This window comes from Pseudomonas sp. NY15435 (genome assembly GCF_048068295.1).
Taxonomy (GTDB): domain Bacteria; phylum Pseudomonadota; class Gammaproteobacteria; order Pseudomonadales; family Pseudomonadaceae; genus Pseudomonas.
This window is the reverse complement of record NZ_JBLUQA010000003.1, coordinates 522,189-540,317: the sequence shown is the minus strand read 5'-3', so window position 1 is coordinate 540,317 and position 18,129 is coordinate 522,189. Positions and strand designations below refer to the sequence as shown.

Annotated in this window: 27 protein-coding genes and 1 tRNA gene; 13 read left to right on the top strand and 15 right to left on the bottom strand. The window is 61.3% G+C overall.

Annotation, left to right across the window (positions count from 1 at the left end):
* Positions 1–51: 51 nt before the first annotated feature.
* The gene (locus ACNFH5_RS09830; RefSeq protein WP_169937337.1) at positions 52–1,488 is read right to left on the bottom strand and encodes a M48 family metalloprotease; all 1,437 of its coding nucleotides are present in this window, start codon (positions 1,486–1,488) and stop codon (positions 52–54) included.
* 226 nt (positions 1,489–1,714) lie between these two features.
* Between ACNFH5_RS09830 and ACNFH5_RS09825 the strand changes: the two genes are divergently transcribed.
* On the top strand, positions 1,715–1,966 hold the full coding sequence (locus ACNFH5_RS09825) for a sulfurtransferase TusA family protein (RefSeq protein ID WP_017522093.1): 252 nt from the start codon (positions 1,715–1,717) through the stop codon (positions 1,964–1,966).
* A gap of 54 nt (positions 1,967–2,020) precedes the next feature.
* Complete coding sequence (locus ACNFH5_RS09820) at positions 2,021–3,100, top strand: AI-2E family transporter (protein ID WP_416745500.1); 1,080 nt, start codon at positions 2,021–2,023, stop codon at positions 3,098–3,100.
* Between the two features lie 50 nt (positions 3,101–3,150).
* On the opposite strand, the gene ACNFH5_RS09815 is transcribed toward ACNFH5_RS09820, so the two are convergent.
* Together ACNFH5_RS09815 and ACNFH5_RS09810 are read right to left on the bottom strand one after the other, a co-directional pair.
* Positions 3,151–3,621, bottom strand: coding sequence for a peroxiredoxin (locus ACNFH5_RS09815; RefSeq protein ID WP_416745498.1), 471 nt, complete (start codon positions 3,619–3,621; stop codon positions 3,151–3,153).
* A 25-nt stretch (positions 3,622–3,646) separates the two neighbouring features.
* Positions 3,647–4,204, bottom strand: coding sequence for a glycine cleavage system protein R (locus ACNFH5_RS09810; RefSeq protein WP_416745496.1), 558 nt, complete (start codon positions 4,202–4,204; stop codon positions 3,647–3,649).
* A 170-nt stretch (positions 4,205–4,374) separates the two neighbouring features.
* Between ACNFH5_RS09810 and dapA the strand changes: the two genes are divergently transcribed.
* The 5 genes from dapA (at position 4,375) to ACNFH5_RS09785 (ending at position 8,079) form a co-directional block, all read left to right on the top strand.
* Complete coding sequence (dapA, locus tag ACNFH5_RS09805; protein ID WP_138526566.1) at positions 4,375–5,253, top strand: 4-hydroxy-tetrahydrodipicolinate synthase; 879 nt, start codon at positions 4,375–4,377, stop codon at positions 5,251–5,253.
* Positions 5,254–5,266: 13 nt separating this feature from the next.
* Positions 5,267–6,457, top strand: a complete 1,191-nt coding sequence (gene bamC / locus ACNFH5_RS09800) for an outer membrane protein assembly factor BamC (RefSeq protein WP_416745494.1) — start codon at positions 5,267–5,269, stop codon at positions 6,455–6,457.
* Positions 6,396–7,154, top strand: a complete 759-nt coding sequence (locus ACNFH5_RS09795) for an MBL fold metallo-hydrolase (RefSeq protein ID WP_416745492.1) — start codon at positions 6,396–6,398, stop codon at positions 7,152–7,154. The genes bamC and ACNFH5_RS09795 overlap by 62 nt, the downstream gene beginning before the upstream one ends.
* A 29-nt stretch (positions 7,155–7,183) precedes the next feature.
* Positions 7,184–7,894 (top strand): phosphoribosylaminoimidazolesuccinocarboxamide synthase, encoded by a 711-nt coding sequence (gene purC / locus ACNFH5_RS09790; RefSeq protein WP_045210340.1) that lies wholly within the window; start codon positions 7,184–7,186, stop codon positions 7,892–7,894.
* A gap of 95 nt (positions 7,895–7,989) precedes the next feature.
* Positions 7,990–8,079, top strand: a tRNA-Ser gene (locus ACNFH5_RS09785).
* 121 nt (positions 8,080–8,200) lie between these two features.
* Here the strand turns inward: ACNFH5_RS09785 and ACNFH5_RS09780 are convergent.
* From ACNFH5_RS09780 to ACNFH5_RS09750, 7 genes are all read right to left on the bottom strand, one after another.
* Complete coding sequence (locus ACNFH5_RS09780) at positions 8,201–9,448, bottom strand: Arm DNA-binding domain-containing protein (protein ID WP_416745489.1); 1,248 nt, start codon at positions 9,446–9,448, stop codon at positions 8,201–8,203.
* A complete protein-coding gene (xisR, locus tag ACNFH5_RS09775; RefSeq protein WP_325435882.1) occupies positions 9,445–9,660 on the bottom strand; it encodes an excisionase family protein in 216 nt (71 codons plus the stop codon). Before xisR ends, ACNFH5_RS09780 begins: the two co-directional genes overlap by 4 nt.
* Positions 9,647–9,859: a hypothetical protein gene (locus ACNFH5_RS09770; protein WP_416745487.1), complete on the bottom strand. Its 213-nt coding sequence runs from the start codon at positions 9,857–9,859 to the stop codon at positions 9,647–9,649. The genes xisR and ACNFH5_RS09770 overlap by 14 nt, the downstream gene beginning before the upstream one ends.
* A gap of 11 nt (positions 9,860–9,870) precedes the next feature.
* On the bottom strand, positions 9,871–10,758 hold the full coding sequence (locus ACNFH5_RS09765; RefSeq protein ID WP_416745485.1) for a hypothetical protein: 888 nt from the start codon (positions 10,756–10,758) through the stop codon (positions 9,871–9,873).
* 3 nt (positions 10,759–10,761) lie between these two features.
* On the bottom strand, positions 10,762–10,959 hold the full coding sequence (locus tag ACNFH5_RS09760) for a hypothetical protein (RefSeq protein WP_416745483.1): 198 nt from the start codon (positions 10,957–10,959) through the stop codon (positions 10,762–10,764).
* Positions 10,960–11,047: 88 nt separating this feature from the next.
* Positions 11,048–11,716, bottom strand: a complete 669-nt coding sequence (locus ACNFH5_RS09755) for a hypothetical protein (protein WP_416745481.1) — start codon at positions 11,714–11,716, stop codon at positions 11,048–11,050.
* Positions 11,713–12,033: a DUF4406 domain-containing protein gene (locus tag ACNFH5_RS09750; protein WP_416745479.1), complete on the bottom strand. Its 321-nt coding sequence runs from the start codon at positions 12,031–12,033 to the stop codon at positions 11,713–11,715. The genes ACNFH5_RS09755 and ACNFH5_RS09750 overlap by 4 nt, the downstream gene beginning before the upstream one ends.
* Positions 12,034–12,132: 99 nt before the next feature.
* Here ACNFH5_RS09750 and ACNFH5_RS09745 point away from each other — a divergent pair, with 99 nt between their 5' ends.
* Entirely contained in the window at positions 12,133–12,405 is a 273-nt protein-coding gene (locus tag ACNFH5_RS09745; RefSeq protein ID WP_416745477.1) for a hypothetical protein, read from the top strand.
* 66 nt (positions 12,406–12,471) lie between these two features.
* On the top strand, positions 12,472–13,638 hold the full coding sequence (locus ACNFH5_RS09740; RefSeq protein WP_416745475.1) for a toll/interleukin-1 receptor domain-containing protein: 1,167 nt from the start codon (positions 12,472–12,474) through the stop codon (positions 13,636–13,638).
* 139 nt (positions 13,639–13,777) lie between these two features.
* Here the strand turns inward: ACNFH5_RS09740 and ACNFH5_RS09735 are convergent, their stop codons facing one another.
* On the bottom strand, positions 13,778–14,641 hold the full coding sequence (locus ACNFH5_RS09735) for an HNH endonuclease (RefSeq protein WP_416745473.1): 864 nt from the start codon (positions 14,639–14,641) through the stop codon (positions 13,778–13,780).
* Positions 14,642–14,743: 102 nt separating this feature from the next.
* Between ACNFH5_RS09735 and ACNFH5_RS09730 the strand changes: the two genes are divergently transcribed.
* A complete protein-coding gene (locus ACNFH5_RS09730) occupies positions 14,744–15,127 on the top strand; it encodes a DUF4160 domain-containing protein (RefSeq protein WP_416745471.1) in 384 nt (127 codons plus the stop codon).
* Positions 15,128–15,272: 145 nt separating this feature from the next.
* On the opposite strand, the gene ACNFH5_RS09725 is transcribed toward ACNFH5_RS09730, so the two are convergent.
* On the bottom strand, positions 15,273–16,154 hold the full coding sequence (locus ACNFH5_RS09725) for a DNA adenine methylase (RefSeq protein ID WP_416745469.1): 882 nt from the start codon (positions 16,152–16,154) through the stop codon (positions 15,273–15,275).
* Positions 16,155–16,230: 76 nt separating this feature from the next.
* Between ACNFH5_RS09725 and ACNFH5_RS09720 the strand changes: the two genes are divergently transcribed.
* From ACNFH5_RS09720 to ACNFH5_RS09710, 3 genes are all read left to right on the top strand, one after another.
* Positions 16,231–16,572 (top strand): hypothetical protein, encoded by a 342-nt coding sequence (locus ACNFH5_RS09720; protein ID WP_416745467.1) that lies wholly within the window; start codon positions 16,231–16,233, stop codon positions 16,570–16,572.
* Positions 16,569–16,793 (top strand): hypothetical protein, encoded by a 225-nt coding sequence (locus ACNFH5_RS09715; RefSeq protein ID WP_416745465.1) that lies wholly within the window; start codon positions 16,569–16,571, stop codon positions 16,791–16,793. Before ACNFH5_RS09720 ends, ACNFH5_RS09715 begins: the two co-directional genes overlap by 4 nt.
* A 92-nt stretch (positions 16,794–16,885) precedes the next feature.
* Positions 16,886–17,104, top strand: coding sequence for a hypothetical protein (locus ACNFH5_RS09710; protein ID WP_416745464.1), 219 nt, complete (start codon positions 16,886–16,888; stop codon positions 17,102–17,104).
* Here ACNFH5_RS09710 and ACNFH5_RS09705 read toward each other — a convergent pair.
* The 3 genes from ACNFH5_RS09705 to ACNFH5_RS09695 are packed head-to-tail and all read right to left on the bottom strand — an operon-like array spanning position 17,101 to position 18,088.
* Positions 17,101–17,415, bottom strand: coding sequence for a hypothetical protein (locus ACNFH5_RS09705; RefSeq protein ID WP_416745462.1), 315 nt, complete (start codon positions 17,413–17,415; stop codon positions 17,101–17,103). The two genes, ACNFH5_RS09710 and ACNFH5_RS09705, sit on opposite strands and share 4 nt — an antisense overlap.
* Positions 17,415–17,828, bottom strand: a complete 414-nt coding sequence (locus ACNFH5_RS09700) for a hypothetical protein (protein ID WP_416745460.1) — start codon at positions 17,826–17,828, stop codon at positions 17,415–17,417. The genes ACNFH5_RS09705 and ACNFH5_RS09700 overlap by 1 nt, the downstream gene beginning before the upstream one ends.
* On the bottom strand, positions 17,828–18,088 hold the full coding sequence (locus ACNFH5_RS09695; protein ID WP_416745458.1) for a hypothetical protein: 261 nt from the start codon (positions 18,086–18,088) through the stop codon (positions 17,828–17,830). Before ACNFH5_RS09695 ends, ACNFH5_RS09700 begins: the two co-directional genes overlap by 1 nt.
* Between the last annotated feature and the right edge of the window lie 41 nt (positions 18,089–18,129).

The following is an 18,129-nucleotide window of genomic DNA, read 5'->3' as shown; positions in this document are numbered from 1 at the left end:
CCAATTCCCGTGATGTGATCGCGAGCAAGCTCGCTCCTACAGGAAAGGGCTTTAGCGCCCCATCATTTCCTTGAGGATGCGTTCCTGGTCGCGGAACTCCTGCTGGCGTGCATCCAGTCGAGCGGCCAGGGTGAAGTTGCCGCCGGCGCGACGCTTGGCAAAGTCCAACTGCTCGATGGCCTGCTTGTAGTCACCGGTGAGTGCGTAGTACTCCGCGCGGGCCTGATACACGCCGATGGCGTTGCCGCTCAGGGTGCAGGCGTCGGCCAGGCGGTTCCACACGTCCGGGTCCAGAGGGCGGCGTTGGGAGAGCTTGAACAGCGTCTTCTCGGCGTCCGCCGCGCGGTTGGTCTTCATCATCAGGTCGGCGTTGGCCTGGATCAGCGGATAGCTGTCCGGGTACTGGCCGAGCATCTTCTGCACACGGGCCTGGGCGTCGGGCAGCTTGTTGGCGGTGATGTCGAGATCGGACATGGCCAGGTTGTAGCTGATGTCGTTGGGCGCCTTGGCCAGTAGCTGCTGGAGATTGCTGCGGGCGTCGTTGAGCTGGCCGATCTTGGTCTGCGACAGCGCAAGGCCGTAGCGCGCGGCGTCGTTCTTCGGGTCTTCATCGAGCTGCGCGCGAAACTGTTTGCTGGCCATGCCCGGGGTGTCCTCGAACATCTGCTGGACGCGGGCGCGCATGAGTTCATAGCGCAGCGAATCTTCCTTGCCGCCTTTGGGATATTGCTCGGCGCGGTTGCGGGTGTCGGCAATACGCGATTCGGTCACCGGGTGAGTCAGCAGGAATTCCGGCGGCTTGCCCTCGTAGCGGTACTGGCGGGCCAGTCGCTCGAACATGTTGGGCATCGAGCGCGGGTCATAGCCGGCGCGGACCATGGTGGCGACGCCGACACGGTCGGCCTCCTGCTCATTCTGCCGGGAGAAGCGCAGCTGGTTCTGGATCGCCGCGGCCTGGGTGCCGGCGATCGCGGCGATACCGGCGTCCCCGGCGCCGGCTGCGGCGGCGATGATGCCGGCCAGCATGGCGGCCATCACCGGTACCTGCATGCGTTGCTGCGCTTCGATGCCGCGGGCGAAGTGGCGTTGGCTCAGGTGGCCAAGTTCGTGCGCCAGTACGGCGATGTACTCGCCCTCGGTCTGGGCATAGATGAACAGGCCGCCGTTCACGCCAACCACGCCGCCGGGGGCGGCGAAGGCGTTGATCTGCTTGTCGCGGATCAGGATGAAGGCCAGGCGGTGGTCCTGCAGTTCGCTGGACTCGGCCAAGCGGTAGACGCTGGACTCGACATAGTCCTTGAGTTGCGGATCGTTGAGCGTGTCGACCTGGTTGCGCAGCATGCTCAGCCAGGCGCGGCCGAGCTGGAATTCCTGCTCCGGGGAGACGATGGAAGAGCTGGCATCGCCCAGGGACGGCAAGTCGTCCGCCAGGGCCGGCGTGGCGAGGGCGACAGCGAGCGACAGCAGGGCAGGGCGGAGTACTTTCATGTACACGAGGCTCGTTCCGAGAAAGGCTCTACTTTAGCTGCACGCTAACGCCTATGCCTAGTTTGCAGGACAGAAGTGCGGGGCAATTCGAAATGGGTATTTCCGCTGCGCTGCCGTTTTAACCCCCGACGCTGACGGCTGGATTAATGATCAGTGTCGCAGTCGGGCCTGGTTACTTTTCCAACGCTTTCGGTATTCTTGGGCGCCCTGACCGGAGTTCGTTTCGATGTCCGATTCCACGCCGTCCGTCCCCGCCTGTGACGCGGAGCTGGACGCCAGCGGTCTCAATTGTCCGCTGCCGCTGCTCAAGGCAAAGCTTGAGCTGAACCGCCTGCCCAGCGGTGCGGTGCTCAAGGTGATTGCCACCGACGCTGGCTCCCAGCGTGACTTCCGTGTTTTTGCCGACCTTGCAGGGCACTCGCTGCTGCATGAGGAGGTCGAAGCTGGCGTTTATCGCTACTGGCTACGCAAGAAGTAGCTCCTGATCCTGGGTAACTGTGACGTTGCCCCTTTTGTTTCGCAGGTTTCGTTGATGCTCAAGGTTTTGCAGGACTGGATGCAGCGCTATTTCTCCGATGAGGAGGCGATAGTGCTGGCGGTCATTCTCGGGCTGGGATTCACCGTCATCCTGGCCTTTGGCGGGATGCTCGCGCCGGTACTGGCGGCGATGGTCATCGCCTTCCTGATCCAGGGTATGGTTGGTGTACTGGAGCGCCTGCGCGTACCTCACCTGTTTGCGGTGTGGCTGGTGTATTCGCTGTTCCTCGGGCTACTCGCAGTGTTCCTGCTGGTACTGGTGCCGCTGCTGTGGAAGCAACTGTTCACCTTGTTCAACGAGCTGCCCGGTATGCTCGGCGAGTGGCAGGCCACCTTGCTGATGCTGCCCGAGCGCTACCCGGACATGGTCACCGAGGAGCAGGTGCTGCGCACCGTTGAGGCGGCCCGCAACGAGCTGGGGCAGCTTGGCCAGTGGGCGCTGACCTTCTCGCTGTCCGGCCTGCCGGTGGTGGTCAACATCATGATCTACCTGGTGCTGGTGCCGATCCTGGTGTTCTTCTTCCTCAAGGACCGCCGTCGCTTCTACCACTGGTTCCGTCGCTACCTGCCCCGCGAGCGCGGGCTGATGAAGCAGGTGTGGAACGAGATGAACCAGCAGATCGCCAACTACATCCGTGGCAAGGTCATCGAGATATTCATTACCGGCGTGGCGACCTACATTGCCTTCGCCGTGCTGGGACTGAACTATGCGGCGCTGCTTGCGCTGTTGGTCGGCCTGTCGGTGGTCGTGCCCTATATCGGGGCCGTGGTGGTCACTGTGCCGGTGGCAATGATCGCGCTGTTCCAGTGGGGCTGGAGTGACCAGTTCATCTACCTGATGGCTGCGCACGCGATCATCCAGGCGCTGGATGGCAACGTGCTGGTGCCGCTGCTGTTCTCCGAAGCGGTGAACCTGCACCCGGTGGCGATCATCTGTGCGGTGCTGCTGTTCGGCGGGCTGTGGGGCTTCTGGGGCGTGTTCTTCGCGATTCCGCTGGCGACCCTGGTGAAGGCCGTGCTGGATGCCTGGCCGCGGCAGCCGCCAGTGGAGCCGCAAGTCAGTCCGATGATGTAAAAGAAAAAGGCCGCTGATCAGCGGCCTTTTTCATGGGCTGGCTCCGCGGCTTACGGGTTCAGCTCTTGGGCGGCCGCGAGCACGGCGTCCACATGCCCGGGCACTTTCACGCCGCGCCATTCCTTGCGCAGCACGCCCTTGGCGTCGATCAGGAAGGTGCTGCGGTCGACCCCCATGTATTCCTTGCCGTAAAGCTTCTTCAGCTTGATCACGTCGAACAGCTGGCAGACGGCTTCGTCCTTGTCGCTGATCAGTTCAAAGGGGAAGCACTGCTTGGCCTTGAAGTTCTCGTGGGACTTGATGCCGTCGCGGGAGACGCCGAACACCAGGGTGTTGGCCTTGGCGAACTCCTCGATCTTGTCGCGGAAGCCCTGGCCTTCAGTGGTGCAGCCGGGGGTGCTGTCCTTGGGGTAGAAGTACAGGACGACCTGCTTGCCCTTGAGTTCGGACAGGCGGAATTCGACGCCGCTGGTGGCCGGGGCGTGGAAATCGGCGACGGCTTTGTTCAGTTCGACTGCCATTGGGATTTTCTCCTTGAGAGCATCCTTACGGATGCTGCGGACGCCAGGGTTCGATCAGCGCGTCCAGGTTCAGGGCGTCGGCGAAGTCCAGGAACTGGTCGCGCAGCCAGCTGATCTGGGTGCCGGCCGGCAGCGTCACGGTGAGGGTGGCATTGAGCATGCTGGTGTTGGTGTGCGGTGCCTGGTAGGTGTCGCAGGTGAGGTTCTCCAGCTCGATGTTGTGATCGATGAAGAACTGGCACAGCTCGTTGAGGATGTCCGGACGATAGACGGCGCTGACATAGGCCACATAGGGCAGGGCCTGGGCGCGGGTAACGTGGACGTTGCTGCGCGTGACGCTGAGGGTGAAGCCGTGGCGCTTGGCCAGGGGCGACAGGCCGCCTTCCAGGCGGGCCAGGGCATCCCAGCTGCCGGAGACCTGCAGGATCAGCGCGCTGAATTCGCCATGGCGGGTCAGGCGGCTGCTGACCACCGAGCAACGGTTGTCGACGCAGGTGCGGCACAGCACGCTGGTCAACTCCATCGGGTTCGGGCCCAGAGCGCTGATCAGAAGGAATTGTTCACGAGGGTGAGAGGCGGACATGCAGCTTTCCTGGAGTGGCGGCCAAGCGGGCCGCATCGACAAAGGAGAAAGGGTAGCGAAAAGCGCCGGTGAGGGGAATGTCTGGTCGCTCGTGGGTCGCTGCGTCACCTTGTGCGTGGCCGGTGGCGACAGTACCATTACGGCTTTATTTTTCCGGCAGGAGCGGTTGCATGATTGCGGGCAGTATGGTGGCGCTGGTCACCCCCTTCGATGCTCAGGGTCGACTGGATTGGGACAGCCTCGCGAAGCTGGTGGACTTCCACCTGCAGGAAGGCACCAACGCCATCGTAGCGGTCGGCACCACTGGTGAATCGGCCACTCTGGACGTGAATGAACACCTGGAAGTGATCCGTCGCGTGGTCGACCAGGTCAAAGGCCGCATCCCGGTCATCGCCGGCACCGGCGCCAACTCCACCCGCGAAGCCGTCGAGCTGACCGAGGCTGCCAAGTCCGGCGGTGCCGATGCCTGCCTGCTGGTGACTCCGTACTACAACAAGCCGACCCAGGAAGGCCTGTACCAGCACTTCCGCCACATCGCCGAAGCCGTGGCCATCCCGCAGATCCTCTACAACGTGCCGGGCCGTACTGCCTGCGACATGCTGCCCGAGACTGTCGAGCGCCTGTCCAAGGTGCCGAACATCGTCGGCATCAAGGAAGCCACTGGCGACCTGCAGCGTGGCAAGGAAGTGCTCGACCGCGTCGGCAAGGACTTCCTCGTCTACTCCGGTGACGACGCCACCGCCGTCGAGCTGATGCTGATGGGCGGCAAGGGCAACATCTCGGTGACCGCCAACGTCGCCCCGCGCGCCATGAGTGACCTGTGCGCCGCCGCCATGCGTGGCGATGCCGCCGCTGCCCGCGCCATCAACGACCGCCTGATGCCGCTGCACAAATCGCTGTTCATCGAATCCAACCCCATCCCGGTCAAGTTTGCCCTGCACGAAATGGGGCTGATTCCAGAGGGCATCCGCCTGCCCCTGACCTGGCTCAGCCCGCGCTGCCACGAACCGCTGCGTCAGGCCATGCGCCAGACCGGCGTCCTGGCTTAAGGAGCTCCCTCGCATGAAGCGACTGGCAGGACTGACTGCGCTCGCCCTGGTTATCGGCAACACATCCGGCTGCGGCTGGCTGTGGGGCCCGGAAGGCTACTTCCGTGACCGCGGCGACGATTACCTGAACGCCCGTGAAACCGCACCGATGAAGGTGCCCGAAGGTCTGCAGAGCAAGCCGCTCGACCCGCTGCTGCCGATTCCGATGAACGTTGCCACCAGCACCGAGAAGGAAGGCGAGTTCGAAGTGCCGCGCCCGCAGCCGCTGTCCGGCGCCGGCGAAGTCAGCGACTTCAGCCTGCAGAAGAGCGGCGACTCGCGCTGGCTGGTAGCCCAGCGTCCGCCGGCCGAAGTCTGGCCGGTCGCGCACCAGTTCTTCCAGGACAATGGCTTCTCCATCGCCAACGAGCGTCCGCAGACTGGCGAATTCAGCACCAACTGGCAGCCGCTGTCGCAGCTCTCCGCACCCCTGGCGCGTCGCCTGAGTAGCCGCGTGTCGGGCGTCGAGCCGGACAGCGAGGCGCGCGTTCGTGTGCGTATCGAGCCGGGCGTGCAGACCAACACCAGCGAAGTCTATGTACTGAGCGAAACCCGCCCGGCCGGTAGTACCGCCAACGGCGACTGGCCGACCAAACCGGCTGTGCCGAGCCTGGACGCCGCACTGCTCGACGAGATGATCGCCAGCATGGCCACCAGCGCCGAGAAGGGCGGTTCGGTCTCGCTGCTCGCTGCGCACTCGGACTACGACACCCCCGGCTCCGTCCAGTTGAACAAGGACGGCAGCGGCAACCCGGTACTGACCGTGGATTCCGACTTCGACCGTGCCTGGGTCAGCGTGGGCCGTGCCCTGGATCGCGCCGACATCCGTGTCGACGACCTCAACCGCAGCCTGGGCGTGTACTACGTCAACATCGCCGAAGGCGCGAAGAAGAAGGATGAAGACAAGCCTGGCTTCTTCAGCCGCATGTTCGGTGGTGGCGAGAAGACCAAGGAAGAAGAGGACGCCAAGGCCCAGCGCTACCAGGTTCGCCTGACCAGCGTGAGCAACACCGTCCAGATCACCGTCGACAAAGACATCAACACCTCCGCGCCGGCTGACGTGGCGCAGGGTGTATTGGAAAAACTCCAGGAGAGTATGCGGAATGCACTTCGCGGTCCTGGGGAGCGGAAGCCGGGGCAATTCGGCCTTGGTGAGCAGTTCTGACACCCGGATACTGATCGATTGCGGTTTTCCGCTGCGTGAAACCATCCGCCGTCTGGCGCGCCTGGGCGTAGAGCCCGGGCAGCTGGATGCGGTGCTGGTCACGCACGAGCACTCCGATCACATCAACGGCGTCGAACTGTTGGCCCGGCACCATCGAATACCCGTGTACCTCAGCGCCGGCACCCTGCAGGGAATGCGCAAACCGGTGACACCAGCGGCGCTGCTCAAGTGCGGCGACCGCCTGGTACTGAAAGACCTGGAAGTCACTGCGGTGAGCGTCTCCCACGATGCGCGGGAGCCCCTGCAGTACGTGTTTTCCGATGGCCGGAAGCGCTTTGGCCAGCTCACCGATCTGGGAGCCGCCACGGCGCAGGTGCTGGAATGCTATCGTGGCCTCGATGCCTTGATCATCGAGGCGAATCACGATACCGACATGCTGGCCCGCGGTCCGTATCCCTACCCACTCAAGGTCCGTGTAGGCGGCCAGTGGGGACATTTGAACAACCGGCAGGCCGCCGAACTGGTGGCCCAGCTGGGCTGGGAAAGCCTGCAGCACCTGGTGCTGGCGCATCTCAGCGAAAAGAACAACTCGCCGCAGTTGGCCCGGCAAAGCTTCGTCGACACCCTAGGGTGCGACCCGGACTGGCTGCAGGTAGCCGATCAGCATTCTGGACTCGACTGGCGCACCATCGCCTGAGCCCACCCCCTAAGCAAGCGGAGCCCATCATGGAAAAACGCGAAGAACTCTATCGCGGCAAGGCCAAGTCGGTTTACACCACCGATGACGCCGACCGCCTCGTCCTGCTGTTCCGCAACGACACCTCGGCGTTCGACGGCAAGCGCATCGAACAGCTCGATCGCAAAGGCATGGTGAACAACAAGTTCAATGCCTTCATCATGCAGAAGCTCGAAGCCGCCGGCATCCCGACCCAGTTCGACGCCCTGCTGTCGGACAACGAAGTACTGGTCAAGAAGCTCGCCATGATCCCGGTCGAGTGCGTCGTGCGTAACTACGCCGCCGGCAGCCTGGTGCGCCGCCTGGGCGTGGAAGAGGGCCTGCAGCTCACCCCGCCGACCTTCGAACTGTTCCTGAAGAACGACGCCCTGGGCGACCCGTTCATCAACGAATCCCACGTCCAGGCCTTCGGCTGGGCGACCCTGGAGCAGTTGGCCGAAATGAAGGCCTACTCCTTCAAGGTCAACGAAGTGCTGAACAAACTCTTCGACGACGCCGGCCTGCTGCTGGTGGACTTCAAGCTCGAGTTCGGCCTGTTCCACGGCAAGATCGTCCTGGGTGACGAATTCAGCCCGGACGGCTGCCGTCTGTGGGACAAAGAGACTCGCAAGAAGATGGACAAGGACCGCTTCCGTCAGGGCCTGGGCGACGTCATCGAAGCCTACGAAGAAGTGGCTCACCGCCTCGGCGTGCCACTCTGATCCGACGAGTGCACGCAAGCGCCTGATACCACGCAAAAAAATCCTGAAACAGGGCTTCGCCTTCAGGCTTCAAGCTGGTATCATGCGCGCCGCACGGAGAGATGCCGGAGTGGCCGAACGGGACGGATTCGAAATCCGTTGAACTGGCAACAGTTCCTAGGGTTCAAATCCCTATCTCTCCGCCATTATTGCAATGGCTGAAGCCCCTGAAATTCCTAGAGTTTCAGGGGCTTCGTCTTTTCCGGGTCTGCCATTTAGGACAGATTTAGGACAGATTCCAGCACTTACAGACCCCGCTGCACCCTCCTAGGCCTGCCCTCTGAATCCCATCATCTGCGACACGAGCGACGCCATGCTCTTGGTGTCTGCCGGAATCCATCGGCCATAGTGCTTGCGCACCATCGTCGTGTCAGTGTGCCCGAGCTGGCGCGCCACCCATTCCACCGGAACGTAGCTCGACAGCGCCTGGCTGGCGAAGGTATGCCGGCATTGGTTCGCCCCGCGGTGCCGCACGCCGGATCGCTTGAGATGCTGGGTAAACCACTTGCTGACGGTCTTCGCCGTCCAGGGCAGCCCGCTGATGCAATTCCGGAACAGTAGGCGCACTTCCTCCTGCTTTTCCGTCACGTTGTCGCGCTGAGTGACGGTGATCTGCATTGGCGCAGCGGCCTCGGCATCCTTGAGGATGTCGTCCAGCAGCGTTAGGGCTGGGTCGATCAGTTCGACGAAGCGGAGGCGGGCGCGCTCCTTCGGCACCTTGAACTCGGTTATCACCCGGGCGCGCCGCACCCAAACTCCACCAGCCTCTCGGTCCACGTCGTCGACGCCCAGGGCAATGATCTCGCTCAGACTGAGCCCGGCCCAGCAGTTGAACAACACCATACGCACGTTGGCCATGCGCGCCGGGTCACCGGCGGTCAGCTTCTCGATCTCCTCCCGGGTGAACGGGTCGGCCGTTTCCTGTTCGTCGTCTGCTTCGATGTTGGTGATCCGCTCGAGCGCATTGCTCTTGATGATCCCGTCTCCGAATGCATCCGCCCACACGCCCCGGACCACGGTGAAGATGTCGTTCACCGTCTTGGGCGCCAGTCCCTTCTTCAACAGCCCCGCCTGGAACAGCTCCAGGTCGCTCTTGCTGATGTCTACGATCTTCCGCGAGCCTGCCCAGCGCTCAACGTGACCAGCCTTGCTGACGTAGTTGACGACAGTGCTGCTTGCCTTCTTCGCGCGCTGGACGTCCAGCCACCGATCGATACCCTGTTTCACCGTTCGCGCGGCGTTAGCGCCGCTGACGCCGGCCAGGGCCAGCGCCCGCTTCGATTCCGGGAAGTGGGCGGCGTAGTCGAACCGGCCCTCGGCGATCTCGGTGACGATCAACAGCCGCTTGTTGCCTGCGTAACGGATGAGCGCCTTTGTGACCTTGGCGCCCGGGATCTTCTCCCGGCAGCGCTCGCCCCGGTACATGAAATGGATGCGAACGCTACTGCCGTTGAGCTCTACGCCCTCCGGCACCTTGTCCACGCCAGCGGGGAGCTTGGCCTTTGCTGCTGTCACAACTTGCCCTCCATCCACTCGTCGATTGCCTTGCAGCAGTAGACCACCCGGTTGGCCGGGTCCTTCCGCCAGTGCTTGCCTTCCAGCCATACGCCGGCCAGGCGGTATTTCTTCGCGGCATCGGTGCTTATTCCCCAAATGGGCTTCAGCAGTTCCTGTCGCACCCATTTGCCAGGCTGAACCTGGTAGGTGATCTTCTCAGCAGCTCCCATGGTTCACCTCCGGCGGCGCGTACTGCAGTTCCCATGTGGGGTGGAAAGGCATCGTGTGCTTCATGCCGTCCAGTTGGATGTTCAGGCGGCAGTCGCGCGCGCTGCGGATGGTGCCGTACTCCTTTGTCCTGCAGCCGGTGTAGAGCACGCGCATTCCGCGCTTCGCTGGGACGCCGTACCACTTGCGGGTGCGTTCCATGTTCCCTGCCATCACTCACCTCCCTGCGCCGGCTCGGCGATACGCTCAACCTCAACGACTCTGAACAGTCGCTGGCCGTCCTCCGGCCACCAGTTCAGTTCTGCTATTTCGCGCGAGCCCCAGAGCTTGGCTGCTTTCCCCGGATATTGAGTCACCCACCCGGTGTACCCGTTAGGCAGCTGCACAGCCTGGGCGGCGCGGTTCTTCGGAGTGGCGCGCTCCAGGCAAGGCGACGTATTTGGGAGCGCTGGGAAGTGCACGCCGTAGATGTCTAGCACTTCCGATATCGACTGATGGACTTCAGGGGGGATGGCCGCGTTTCTGTTCTTGGATATCGCTTTCAAAATGTGAGCCATTCCTACAGCGATCATCCGTGCTATATCGCGCTCTTCGGCGAGGAAGTTGGCGCTTTGCTCCAGTTCCGACGCTGGCTGGAGTTGGGCGCATTTGAAGGCTCGACGGGCCAACTGGATAGCGCAGGCTGGATACTCAAACTGCTGGTTGGAATCACTTTCCAGCTCCCAGACCAGCCAGTCGTCGAAGTCCGACCATTGCCGAGCAGGCTCGTGTTGCGAAAGGGCGGCGCAGGCTGCCTCAATGGCTGCATCGGTGACCGAATTGCGGTGCGCGGGCAGGTAGCCCATCAGCGCCATGTAAGCCTGCTCCAGCGCGCTGCGCAGCGAATTCCGCTCCCCCTGTGCGCCCTCTGCCTGCTCGGGGTGCTGCCGGAAAACGTTCGCGGCGATCAGCTCGACACCCAACTCGTGCAGGCACATCACGTTTCCAAGGGCTTCGGTCAGCGACTCGAGAGTGAAGGTGAGTCGCCGGTCGTTCCAGTTGCACTGGGCAGCAGTGTGCCCACCCGCACCGCAGAGGGTGCAGGCTTGTTGTTCGGTCATGGCTCAGTCCTCTGCGGGATAGTGGCGGGTGCCGTGCTCGCCCTGCTGGGCGACTATGCCGGCTTGGATCAGTTGGCGGCCGAGCTGGATAGCTTGATCTGGGTCCAGTTCGGCGCCGAGTCGCGGGAGCCCATCGATCAACAGATATGGCTTCCCATTGACGCCGTGGCGGTGCTCGACGGTCAGTTGGATGGCTTGCATGGTTCTCGCTCCTGGAGGGCAGGCCTGCAGCGCAGGCAGTCGCATTTCTCGGCGGGTTGGCCGGTGCCGCGGCAGAAGGTGGGGCGGGTCATGGCGTCACCCGCTTGAACTCGACCACCCAGACCCAGGGGTTGGCGTCCCAGCTATGCGGACCATTGATGTCTCCCCAGAGTCGGCGGAAGCGCGCGCGCGGCTGGTTCATGGCGTTGAACAGTTCTCGCTCGGCACCGTCCCAGACATCGACATCGGTGATGTTCTCGGGGCGCTGTACGCCTTCAGCTTCGGCTTGCTCCTCGGTGATGTCCTGCAGGCGCTCGACGCGCGCTGCGGTGATCTCCAGCAGGATGCGGGAGGCCCAGCGGGGCATGTGGATGGAGGGCCGGCCTTTGCCCTGCGAGATCATGGCGCACCCGGTCTGCCGGACGCCGCCCTCCGCGAGGTAACGGATGGGCTCGCCCTGGCTCAGCTCGCGCGGTGCGATTGAGTCGATCTGGGCATCTGCCGCCCAGGCTTCGCGCACCCACAGCCTGTCCCCAGACTGCCCGAAGGGGCAGACGGGTAGGGCTGAGTAGGGCTGAGTGGCGTCGGGCAGCCACCAATCGTGACTGTGGCCAGCGCCCAGCGGCGCTTGGGCGGGTCGAACCGACCAGTTACCGGAGCTGTATTGAGGCTTTACGACTCGCCGTGTAACGGACTTCCGGCCTTCCAGGATGGCGCGGACCATCGATCCGCTGAACAGGATGGGACGCTCCTTCATGCTGCGCTCCTTGCTGGTTCGGTGATCTGGCTGGCGGTGAACACCTGCATGCCCAGTTCACTGGCGACGTGGTACTCGAGGCGGGCGCCTTCGGAGTTGTGCCAGCCCGGGAGCATGGCGATCGAGTCGCAGGTGATCAGCTGGGCCAGGGCCAAGCGCAGGTAGCCTGACCAGGTGGTGTCGGCTGGCGCGTTGTTCTCGGCTGGGTTCTCGACGAGGTAGCCAAGCTGGCGCAGGCGCGCGGCCTCGGCGTGGAAGGCCGGGTAGTTGAACTCCGGCAGGCCGGTCATGGGGCCGGCGAGGTAAATGCGGTGCATGGGAATTCCTCGCCGCACTCCGTCGGTCGGACTGGCGGCTATGGTTGGTTGTTGGGTAGCGTTAAGGGACTGGCGTTTCGCCAGATCAAGGAGAGATCGATGAAGAAGGTGATCACTGAGGCGGAGCTTTCGAGCACTGATGTGCGGCAATTTCACGATGTGCTGCTGGTGAAGAGCCCAGACGACCTATCTGGCGTTGAGATTTTCCACGTGAGGGTTATGGCCAAGCTCTATGGCGCGACAGCTGAGGCGGAGGTCATTGAAAGCAAGCAGCTGTTGGTTGTCGTACAAGACCCCGATGATCCTGAAACCGCCGACCGTATTCGTGTTGCATGCGCAGAGGCATTGAGCAATCGCCGAGCTGTTCCATAGTGGCGCAATGGCATGGAGTGGGGTAGGTTCGGTGGCCCGGCATGGGGCCGGATCAAGGAGGAGCGGGTGGACTCGCCGAAAGTTTTTATTTCTTACTCACACGACAGTCAGGAGCATAAGGACTGGGTCTACCGGCTTGCTTGCGATCTGGTGAAACGAGCCGGGATCGAAGTTGTCCTTGATCAATGGGATCTAGAGTTGGGTTCGAATCTTCCTAGATTTATGCATGACGCTATGAACTCGGCTGATCGAGTTTTAGTGGTCTGCACTGATCCATACATACAAAAATCTAATGGGGCAAAAGGAGGCGCTGGCTACGAAGGCGCCATTCTGACAGCTGAGCTATTTAGAAAGCAGGACTCAAATAAATATATTCCTTTGATCCGAAGTGCGACGGGGGACTTGAAAGTTCCAGATTGTCTTGATGGGCGTTTGTATACGGATTTCTCCCGTGACGATGATTACGAAGCTCGTTTTACCGAGTTGAAACACGAGATTTACGGAGTGCCTTTAAGACCAAAGCCAAAGCGAGGGAAAAACCCCTTTGAACAAGAGTCCGATTCTAGGCCTAGAATGAATATGGCCGATGACCATTACTTTGGGATGCGGTTTGGTGAAACCTTCCCAGGTCTCAGGTCCATACAGTACATTGATGATCCGGTGGACGCATCTCTTCGGCTTTGTCACCTACTCAAAGAGCCTTTGGTTTTTCAAGATGGGACTCCGTTTTGGTGGTGGCGACATGGGAATCTCCATATAAGCTCATTCGGTCCTGATACCACTCCCCAGGTCCTAATGAATATAGAAGAGCTACGCATTAGAAAAATTGCTGCAGTGTACTCGTCAGCCGACTACAGGAAGTTTATATATGTTGAGTGTGATCCGTCACCGCCAAGTGGTGCGAATGAAGTGGATCACGATTGGCAGATGAGGAATAAAGGTTACGTTTCGGAGGAGTTTGCAGTTTTTGAAGGGAGAAATATTTCAGTTGCTGAGGCTGAAGATGGGGCCACTTTGATTGATGGGTCACCCGTTTCAGTGCGCGGGAAAACTGTTTATCGGAAGCGGTATTTGACAAGATACAATTTTGTTATTGCTCCGTGCCGTTCATCTATAAATAATCCCGATTTTGACAATGATCTCGAACGTATTTTGAATTCAATTCTTGACGGCAGCAGTGCCGTGGAGGACTTGGAAGCTGCCGTCAGAACTCTACCTAAGCCAAGCCGCTAAGTATCAATCCCCGCAGAAGCAGTCGATGTCTTCGGTCACAAGGCCGGCTGCTTCGAAGTCGAAGGACTGCGAATCTGCTGCATCAGCCGCCCCCAATCCACCGCACCACGGGAATAGCCTTGCTGTTCCCGTGGTCGAATCAGGCGAGCGATACCGAGATGTCTTTCTCGATGCTCTCGACGCGTTGGCGAAGCAACTCGTTTTTGTCCGCCCCGCCCAGGCCATAGTGAATCTCACGATGGCATGCCGGGCAGACGGCCCCAACATACAGTGGGTGATCTAGCCCGCCATCGGATAGCCGATTGATATGGTGCGGCTCTAGATAGGGAGAGCCGTCATGACGGAGGAACGGGGCGGGCTTGTCGCATGACTCGCATATCCCCCGAGCTCGCAGCAAAACGTAGTTCTTCACCTGCGCACTGCGTGAGTAGATGCTGCGGATCGCGGCACCAGGGCTAGCATCAGCACCAGACTTCATGGCCTGCAGCGCTAGCTCGCGCGCCTGATCCAGCTTCGTAGGCAAGGCTTCCTCTGCGTTTTCACCTACAGCGACCTCTACAACGCGGCCGACTGGTACCAGAAGGAATCGCACTATCTTGCGGAGCGTTCCTTTGCGATCGTTGCCGTTGTTCCAGTAATGCCCTGCATAGGAGAACTCGCCCATGTAGCGCTGGCCCAGACTCTTGCCTGATTTCTTTCCTAATGCTTTGAAGAGGTGGAGAGAGAAGCCCCGACGGGAGTGTTCGAGGATCGCCTTGTTCCCGCCGGTGAGTTGCATGTCGCCGACCTGGCCTTCACCGGTGTAATGGAATACCCCGTAATCATCATTGTGATCGCTGTAGCCGTACTGCTCGCCGCTGTCGCCGGTGAAAGCGAATACGACGGGCGCCTTTGAGGAGGGAGCGATACCACTTTGCCAACTGCCACCAAACGGCTTGTGAATCTCAGTTTGGCGGTCATAAATCTGGCCGATTTCGAATGCGATCTCAAAGGGGGAGGTCATGCGCTGTCCATGGCTTTTGGGGATGCGCAAGGGTACCTGGAATGGAAGTGCTTCGAGTAGTGGCTCTTCGCCGCTATTTCCGGTAGGTTCGGATGACCCGGTATGGGACCGGATCAAGGAGGGGCGGTGGAGAAAGAAGCAGCGGACCTGCAGAGATCTTTAGCTACTGTGGACTTGATTACGCGACCAAGTCGTGGCGACCGTTTTTTGGAGCTGCTCGTTCTCAAGCTAAAGCGGCTCGAGATCAGAATGCACCCCGATCATCATGCACGTGCCCATGTGCATATCGATTATGGAAAGGAGCGGCACGCCGCTAGTTTTGCTGTCGATACGGGAGAACGTCTGATTGGCAAAATGCCCAGTAAGTACGACAAAGATATCCGTGATTGGATTCTGAAGAACAACACAGAACTGATGAAACTGTGGAGCGCGCTTAAAGATGGAAAAGCGCATGAAGAGATTTTGGCCTCACTAAAGGAGCCATAGGTGTGGCCACTCGACTATTCGCACCGACCATGTCCCGACAAGCAGCACAGGTCACTGCCTGCTCTGTCGATTAGATTGATCAGGTCGTACCGGCGGCAGCAAAATGTCCAGTCGCCGAGCCCGGCGAGTTGGTCAATCCCTCCGATCATGCGGCGGGATCCCTGGAGTCGTTGCAGATGTCGTACTCACCGAAGTCGAGGCCCATCTGGCTCAGCGCGCGCATGCAGGCTGGGTTCAGCCAGAGGCACTCTTCCCGAACGGCTGTTCCGCGAGCTGCGCTGATGCGAGCGTTAGTTGTGTTCATGGACCAGCCGGCCAGGCGGCGCTGGTAGATCTCGCTGGAGTAGCCGGAGAGCACGACCATTCCTTCCAGCTCGAGTAGCTCGTCCAGAAGGTCGCGGTGCTGGCCATCGTCCATTTCGTGCCGGTAGTACTGCCGGCTGCTGGCGCTGGCATGCCTGGTGGCGAAGACGTAGGGAGGGTCGACGTAGTGCAGGGTCTCCGGGCCATCGTGCGCCTTCATGACCTCTACCGCCGGCCGGTTTTCGATCAGGACGCTCTGCAGGCGCTGCCCGATCTCCGCCACCTGTTCCGGGTACTCCTGCCATAGCGCCTGGGCGGTGCCGTACTGGCGTTTGGTGTCGATGCGGAACCCGGTCCGGCCCTTGGTGGCACCGGCGGAGCCGAAGCCCATCTGCGCGCGGATGATCGTCCGGCGCGCCTGTTCAACCGGGTCGGTGGTCAGCTCCCATGCCCGTTCGAATTCGCCGCGGGCATAAGGTGTGAGCACCAGGAGCCGTGTAAGTTGCTCCCGCGTTTCCTCGAGCTGGAGGACGCGGAAGAGGTTGACGATGTCGCCGTCCAGGTCGTTGTAGACCTCGGCGTAGGCGCGCTCCTTCTGCATCAGCACGCCTGCAGCTCCGCCGAAGGATTCGACGTAGCAGGTATGCGGCGGGAAGTGGCTGATCACCCAAGGCGCAAGCCTGAACTTCCCGCCGTGGTAGCGGATGACCGGGGACTGAATCATGGTTTCTCCAGGTAGAGCGCCGCCGCGCCGCTGTCGTAGACTCGGCGAACTTTTGCGCTGCTTAGGGATGGTGGTGATGCGATTTGTTAAGGTGTTTCTGCTGCTCAGCTTGCTGGCCTTCTGCATAACGCTGATCGGGGGCGTCGGCAGCGTGCTCAGTAAGCAAATTCCCAAGTCGATGTTCAGCTCACAGGAGGAGAGGGTCGCCTTCGTGGCGAAGTTGGATGCCGGCTTAAAAAATGGCGGAGCTGCGATGGAAGAAGCCAAGCGGCTGAACGAGGAGTTCAGCGCCAAGGTTGTGTTGCGCCAAAGAGCAGTGCTCTGGGGGCAAATCTTCGCCTACGTCCTCGTTGTTCTGACGGCTACGCTGCTCTATCTCCGTTCCACGCCGAATCGCGCTAACAAGGAGCCAGCATGAACGCCAAGGAAATGGCCGAGTCGGACCGGTTGTATGCCGAGGTCAACGCAAAGATCCAAGCCCTGGAAGAGTTCGTTGATAGCAACGACGAGAACTCGCCCGAATTTCTCCCGCAGTTGAAAGCCCACCAGGAAGCGCTTGAGTTAGCTACCAAGCGTTGGCGCGAGTCCTCAAAGCCATCCCGATTCTGGCTCTTCCTGGCGAAGCTCTTCAGGAAGTAGCCCGCCCTGCCGCGAGTGCAGCGGATGGCGAAAGTGATAGAGTCAGAGAGCCGCCAATATCGGTGGCTTCAAACCTTCAAAAGGAATTGGTTATGCAATGGAAGAGCGGTTCTCGCGGGGCTATTCAGTACCAGCTTATTCGCCAAGAGGGCGGTGGCTGGGATATCAAAGAGTTGACCGTTCGTGGGCAAAGCGCTTTGCCTCCGTTGAAGGGAGAGTTCGAAACCGAGGATGAGGCTGAGAAAGCCGCCATTGAGAAGGCCAAGCTGTTCGCAGTAGCCAAGGGATGGCTAATCGACGAGCCTCTCTAGTCTTCAACCCGATCGAGCCGCTCCGCTTCTTGTCGGCCGAGCCGGTCTAACTGGCGCGCCACGAATTCCGATGGAGTGAAATCGTGGCGCGGGATAGCGAGGAGGTGAGCGGAGCCTTCCGGGCCTAGGTCATGGGCGTGCATGATCAGCAGCTGTATCGCCTCGGCCTGCTCCTCGATGCCATGCCAGCGCATCAGGTTCTCCAACATGGCGCGGGTACCGCGGCGTACTCGGTGGCGCAGCTCCGTCTCGTCCATGCGCTGGCGCTTCTCGGCGGAGGCCTTGCTGCGTTCCTGCTGGGACTTCGCCATCAGCTAGGCCTCCCGAGCGGAATGCCGAACTGCTTGGCTACGCTCCGGATCATGCTGTGACTGACACCGAACAAGGCCGCGCAGGCGATGCATCCCATGCTGGCGCGAGGCCGCAGCCGATTGGCCAACTCCTCCCGTCGGCGGTAGGCGCGCTCCGCATAAGCCCTGTTCTTCTTGACGACGTTGCCGCGGCTGCTGATCAGGACAAGCTCATCAGCAGCTCGGCTCTTGATCGGCGGTGGCGTGACCGATTCCGGCTCAGTACGGGACGGGCGGGGCTTCGGGTGGAAGCCTTCTATCTCGTCGATCTTGCCGCCAGCACCCAGGAAGGCCGCCACGGCTTCAGCCAGGTCGGCGCGCGCATTGTTCCGCGCCGCCACCGTTGGCAGGTTGAGGGTGGTTGCGTGTTCCATCAGCCTTCCGCTCCTATGTCATCGCGCTTGCGGATGGTCAGGCGCTCGGCGTAGGCCTTGGCCTCACCGTAGGAGCGGCGGAAGCCGGCGGCCTTCTCGGTGGCGGTGTCGATGATGTGGAAGAAGCCGCGACCGCTCGGGCGGATCTGGTAGGCCGGCTTCTCCACCACGATGGTGCGACGCTCTTCGAAGGCGGCGCGCGCGGCGGCGGACAGGGTCAGCAGCTGGGCCAGCTGCGGGCGGATATTCAGCTGTTGCATGGCTATCACCTCGTCTGGGTGGTGGCTTCCTTTGGGCAGCA

What these genes read in the sequence shown, in the direction of transcription:
- ACNFH5_RS09755 (WP_416745481.1), bottom strand. Translation starts at nt 11,716, where the DNA reads ATGAAGGAGCGTCCCATCCTGTTCAGCGGATCGATGGTCCGCGCCATC.
- purC (WP_045210340.1), top strand. Translation starts at nt 7,184, where the DNA reads ATGGAAAAACGCGAAGAACTCTATCGCGGCAAGGCCAAGTCGGTTTAC.
- xisR (WP_325435882.1), bottom strand. Translation starts at nt 9,660, where the DNA reads ATGGGAGCTGCTGAGAAGATCACCTACCAGGTTCAGCCTGGCAAATGG.
- ACNFH5_RS09695 (WP_416745458.1), bottom strand. Translation starts at nt 18,088, where the DNA reads ATGCAACAGCTGAATATCCGCCCGCAGCTGGCCCAGCTGCTGACCCTG.
- ACNFH5_RS09720 (WP_416745467.1), top strand. Translation starts at nt 16,231, where the DNA reads ATGCGATTTGTTAAGGTGTTTCTGCTGCTCAGCTTGCTGGCCTTCTGC.
- dapA (WP_138526566.1), top strand. Translation starts at nt 4,375, where the DNA reads ATGATTGCGGGCAGTATGGTGGCGCTGGTCACCCCCTTCGATGCTCAG.
- ACNFH5_RS09700 (WP_416745460.1), bottom strand. Translation starts at nt 17,828, where the DNA reads ATGGAACACGCAACCACCCTCAACCTGCCAACGGTGGCGGCGCGGAAC.
- ACNFH5_RS09715 (WP_416745465.1), top strand. Translation starts at nt 16,569, where the DNA reads ATGAACGCCAAGGAAATGGCCGAGTCGGACCGGTTGTATGCCGAGGTC.
- ACNFH5_RS09710 (WP_416745464.1), top strand. Translation starts at nt 16,886, where the DNA reads ATGCAATGGAAGAGCGGTTCTCGCGGGGCTATTCAGTACCAGCTTATT.
- ACNFH5_RS09725 (WP_416745469.1), bottom strand. Translation starts at nt 16,154, where the DNA reads ATGATTCAGTCCCCGGTCATCCGCTACCACGGCGGGAAGTTCAGGCTT.
- ACNFH5_RS09745 (WP_416745477.1), top strand. Translation starts at nt 12,133, where the DNA reads ATGAAGAAGGTGATCACTGAGGCGGAGCTTTCGAGCACTGATGTGCGG.
- ACNFH5_RS09815 (WP_416745498.1), bottom strand. Translation starts at nt 3,621, where the DNA reads ATGGCAGTCGAACTGAACAAAGCCGTCGCCGATTTCCACGCCCCGGCC.
- ACNFH5_RS09795 (WP_416745492.1), top strand. Translation starts at nt 6,396, where the DNA reads ATGCACTTCGCGGTCCTGGGGAGCGGAAGCCGGGGCAATTCGGCCTTG.
- ACNFH5_RS09770 (WP_416745487.1), bottom strand. Translation starts at nt 9,859, where the DNA reads ATGGAACGCACCCGCAAGTGGTACGGCGTCCCAGCGAAGCGCGGAATG.
- ACNFH5_RS09820 (WP_416745500.1), top strand. Translation starts at nt 2,021, where the DNA reads ATGCTCAAGGTTTTGCAGGACTGGATGCAGCGCTATTTCTCCGATGAG.
- bamC (WP_416745494.1), top strand. Translation starts at nt 5,267, where the DNA reads ATGAAGCGACTGGCAGGACTGACTGCGCTCGCCCTGGTTATCGGCAAC.
- ACNFH5_RS09750 (WP_416745479.1), bottom strand. Translation starts at nt 12,033, where the DNA reads ATGCACCGCATTTACCTCGCCGGCCCCATGACCGGCCTGCCGGAGTTC.
- ACNFH5_RS09825 (WP_017522093.1), top strand. Translation starts at nt 1,715, where the DNA reads ATGTCCGATTCCACGCCGTCCGTCCCCGCCTGTGACGCGGAGCTGGAC.
- ACNFH5_RS09730 (WP_416745471.1), top strand. Translation starts at nt 14,744, where the DNA reads ATGGGACCGGATCAAGGAGGGGCGGTGGAGAAAGAAGCAGCGGACCTG.
- ACNFH5_RS09760 (WP_416745483.1), bottom strand. Translation starts at nt 10,959, where the DNA reads ATGCAAGCCATCCAACTGACCGTCGAGCACCGCCACGGCGTCAATGGG.
- ACNFH5_RS09765 (WP_416745485.1), bottom strand. Translation starts at nt 10,758, where the DNA reads ATGACCGAACAACAAGCCTGCACCCTCTGCGGTGCGGGTGGGCACACT.
- ACNFH5_RS09830 (WP_169937337.1), bottom strand. Translation starts at nt 1,488, where the DNA reads ATGAAAGTACTCCGCCCTGCCCTGCTGTCGCTCGCTGTCGCCCTCGCC.
- ACNFH5_RS09810 (WP_416745496.1), bottom strand. Translation starts at nt 4,204, where the DNA reads ATGTCCGCCTCTCACCCTCGTGAACAATTCCTTCTGATCAGCGCTCTG.
- ACNFH5_RS09735 (WP_416745473.1), bottom strand. Translation starts at nt 14,641, where the DNA reads ATGACCTCCCCCTTTGAGATCGCATTCGAAATCGGCCAGATTTATGAC.
- ACNFH5_RS09705 (WP_416745462.1), bottom strand. Translation starts at nt 17,415, where the DNA reads ATGGCGAAGTCCCAGCAGGAACGCAGCAAGGCCTCCGCCGAGAAGCGC.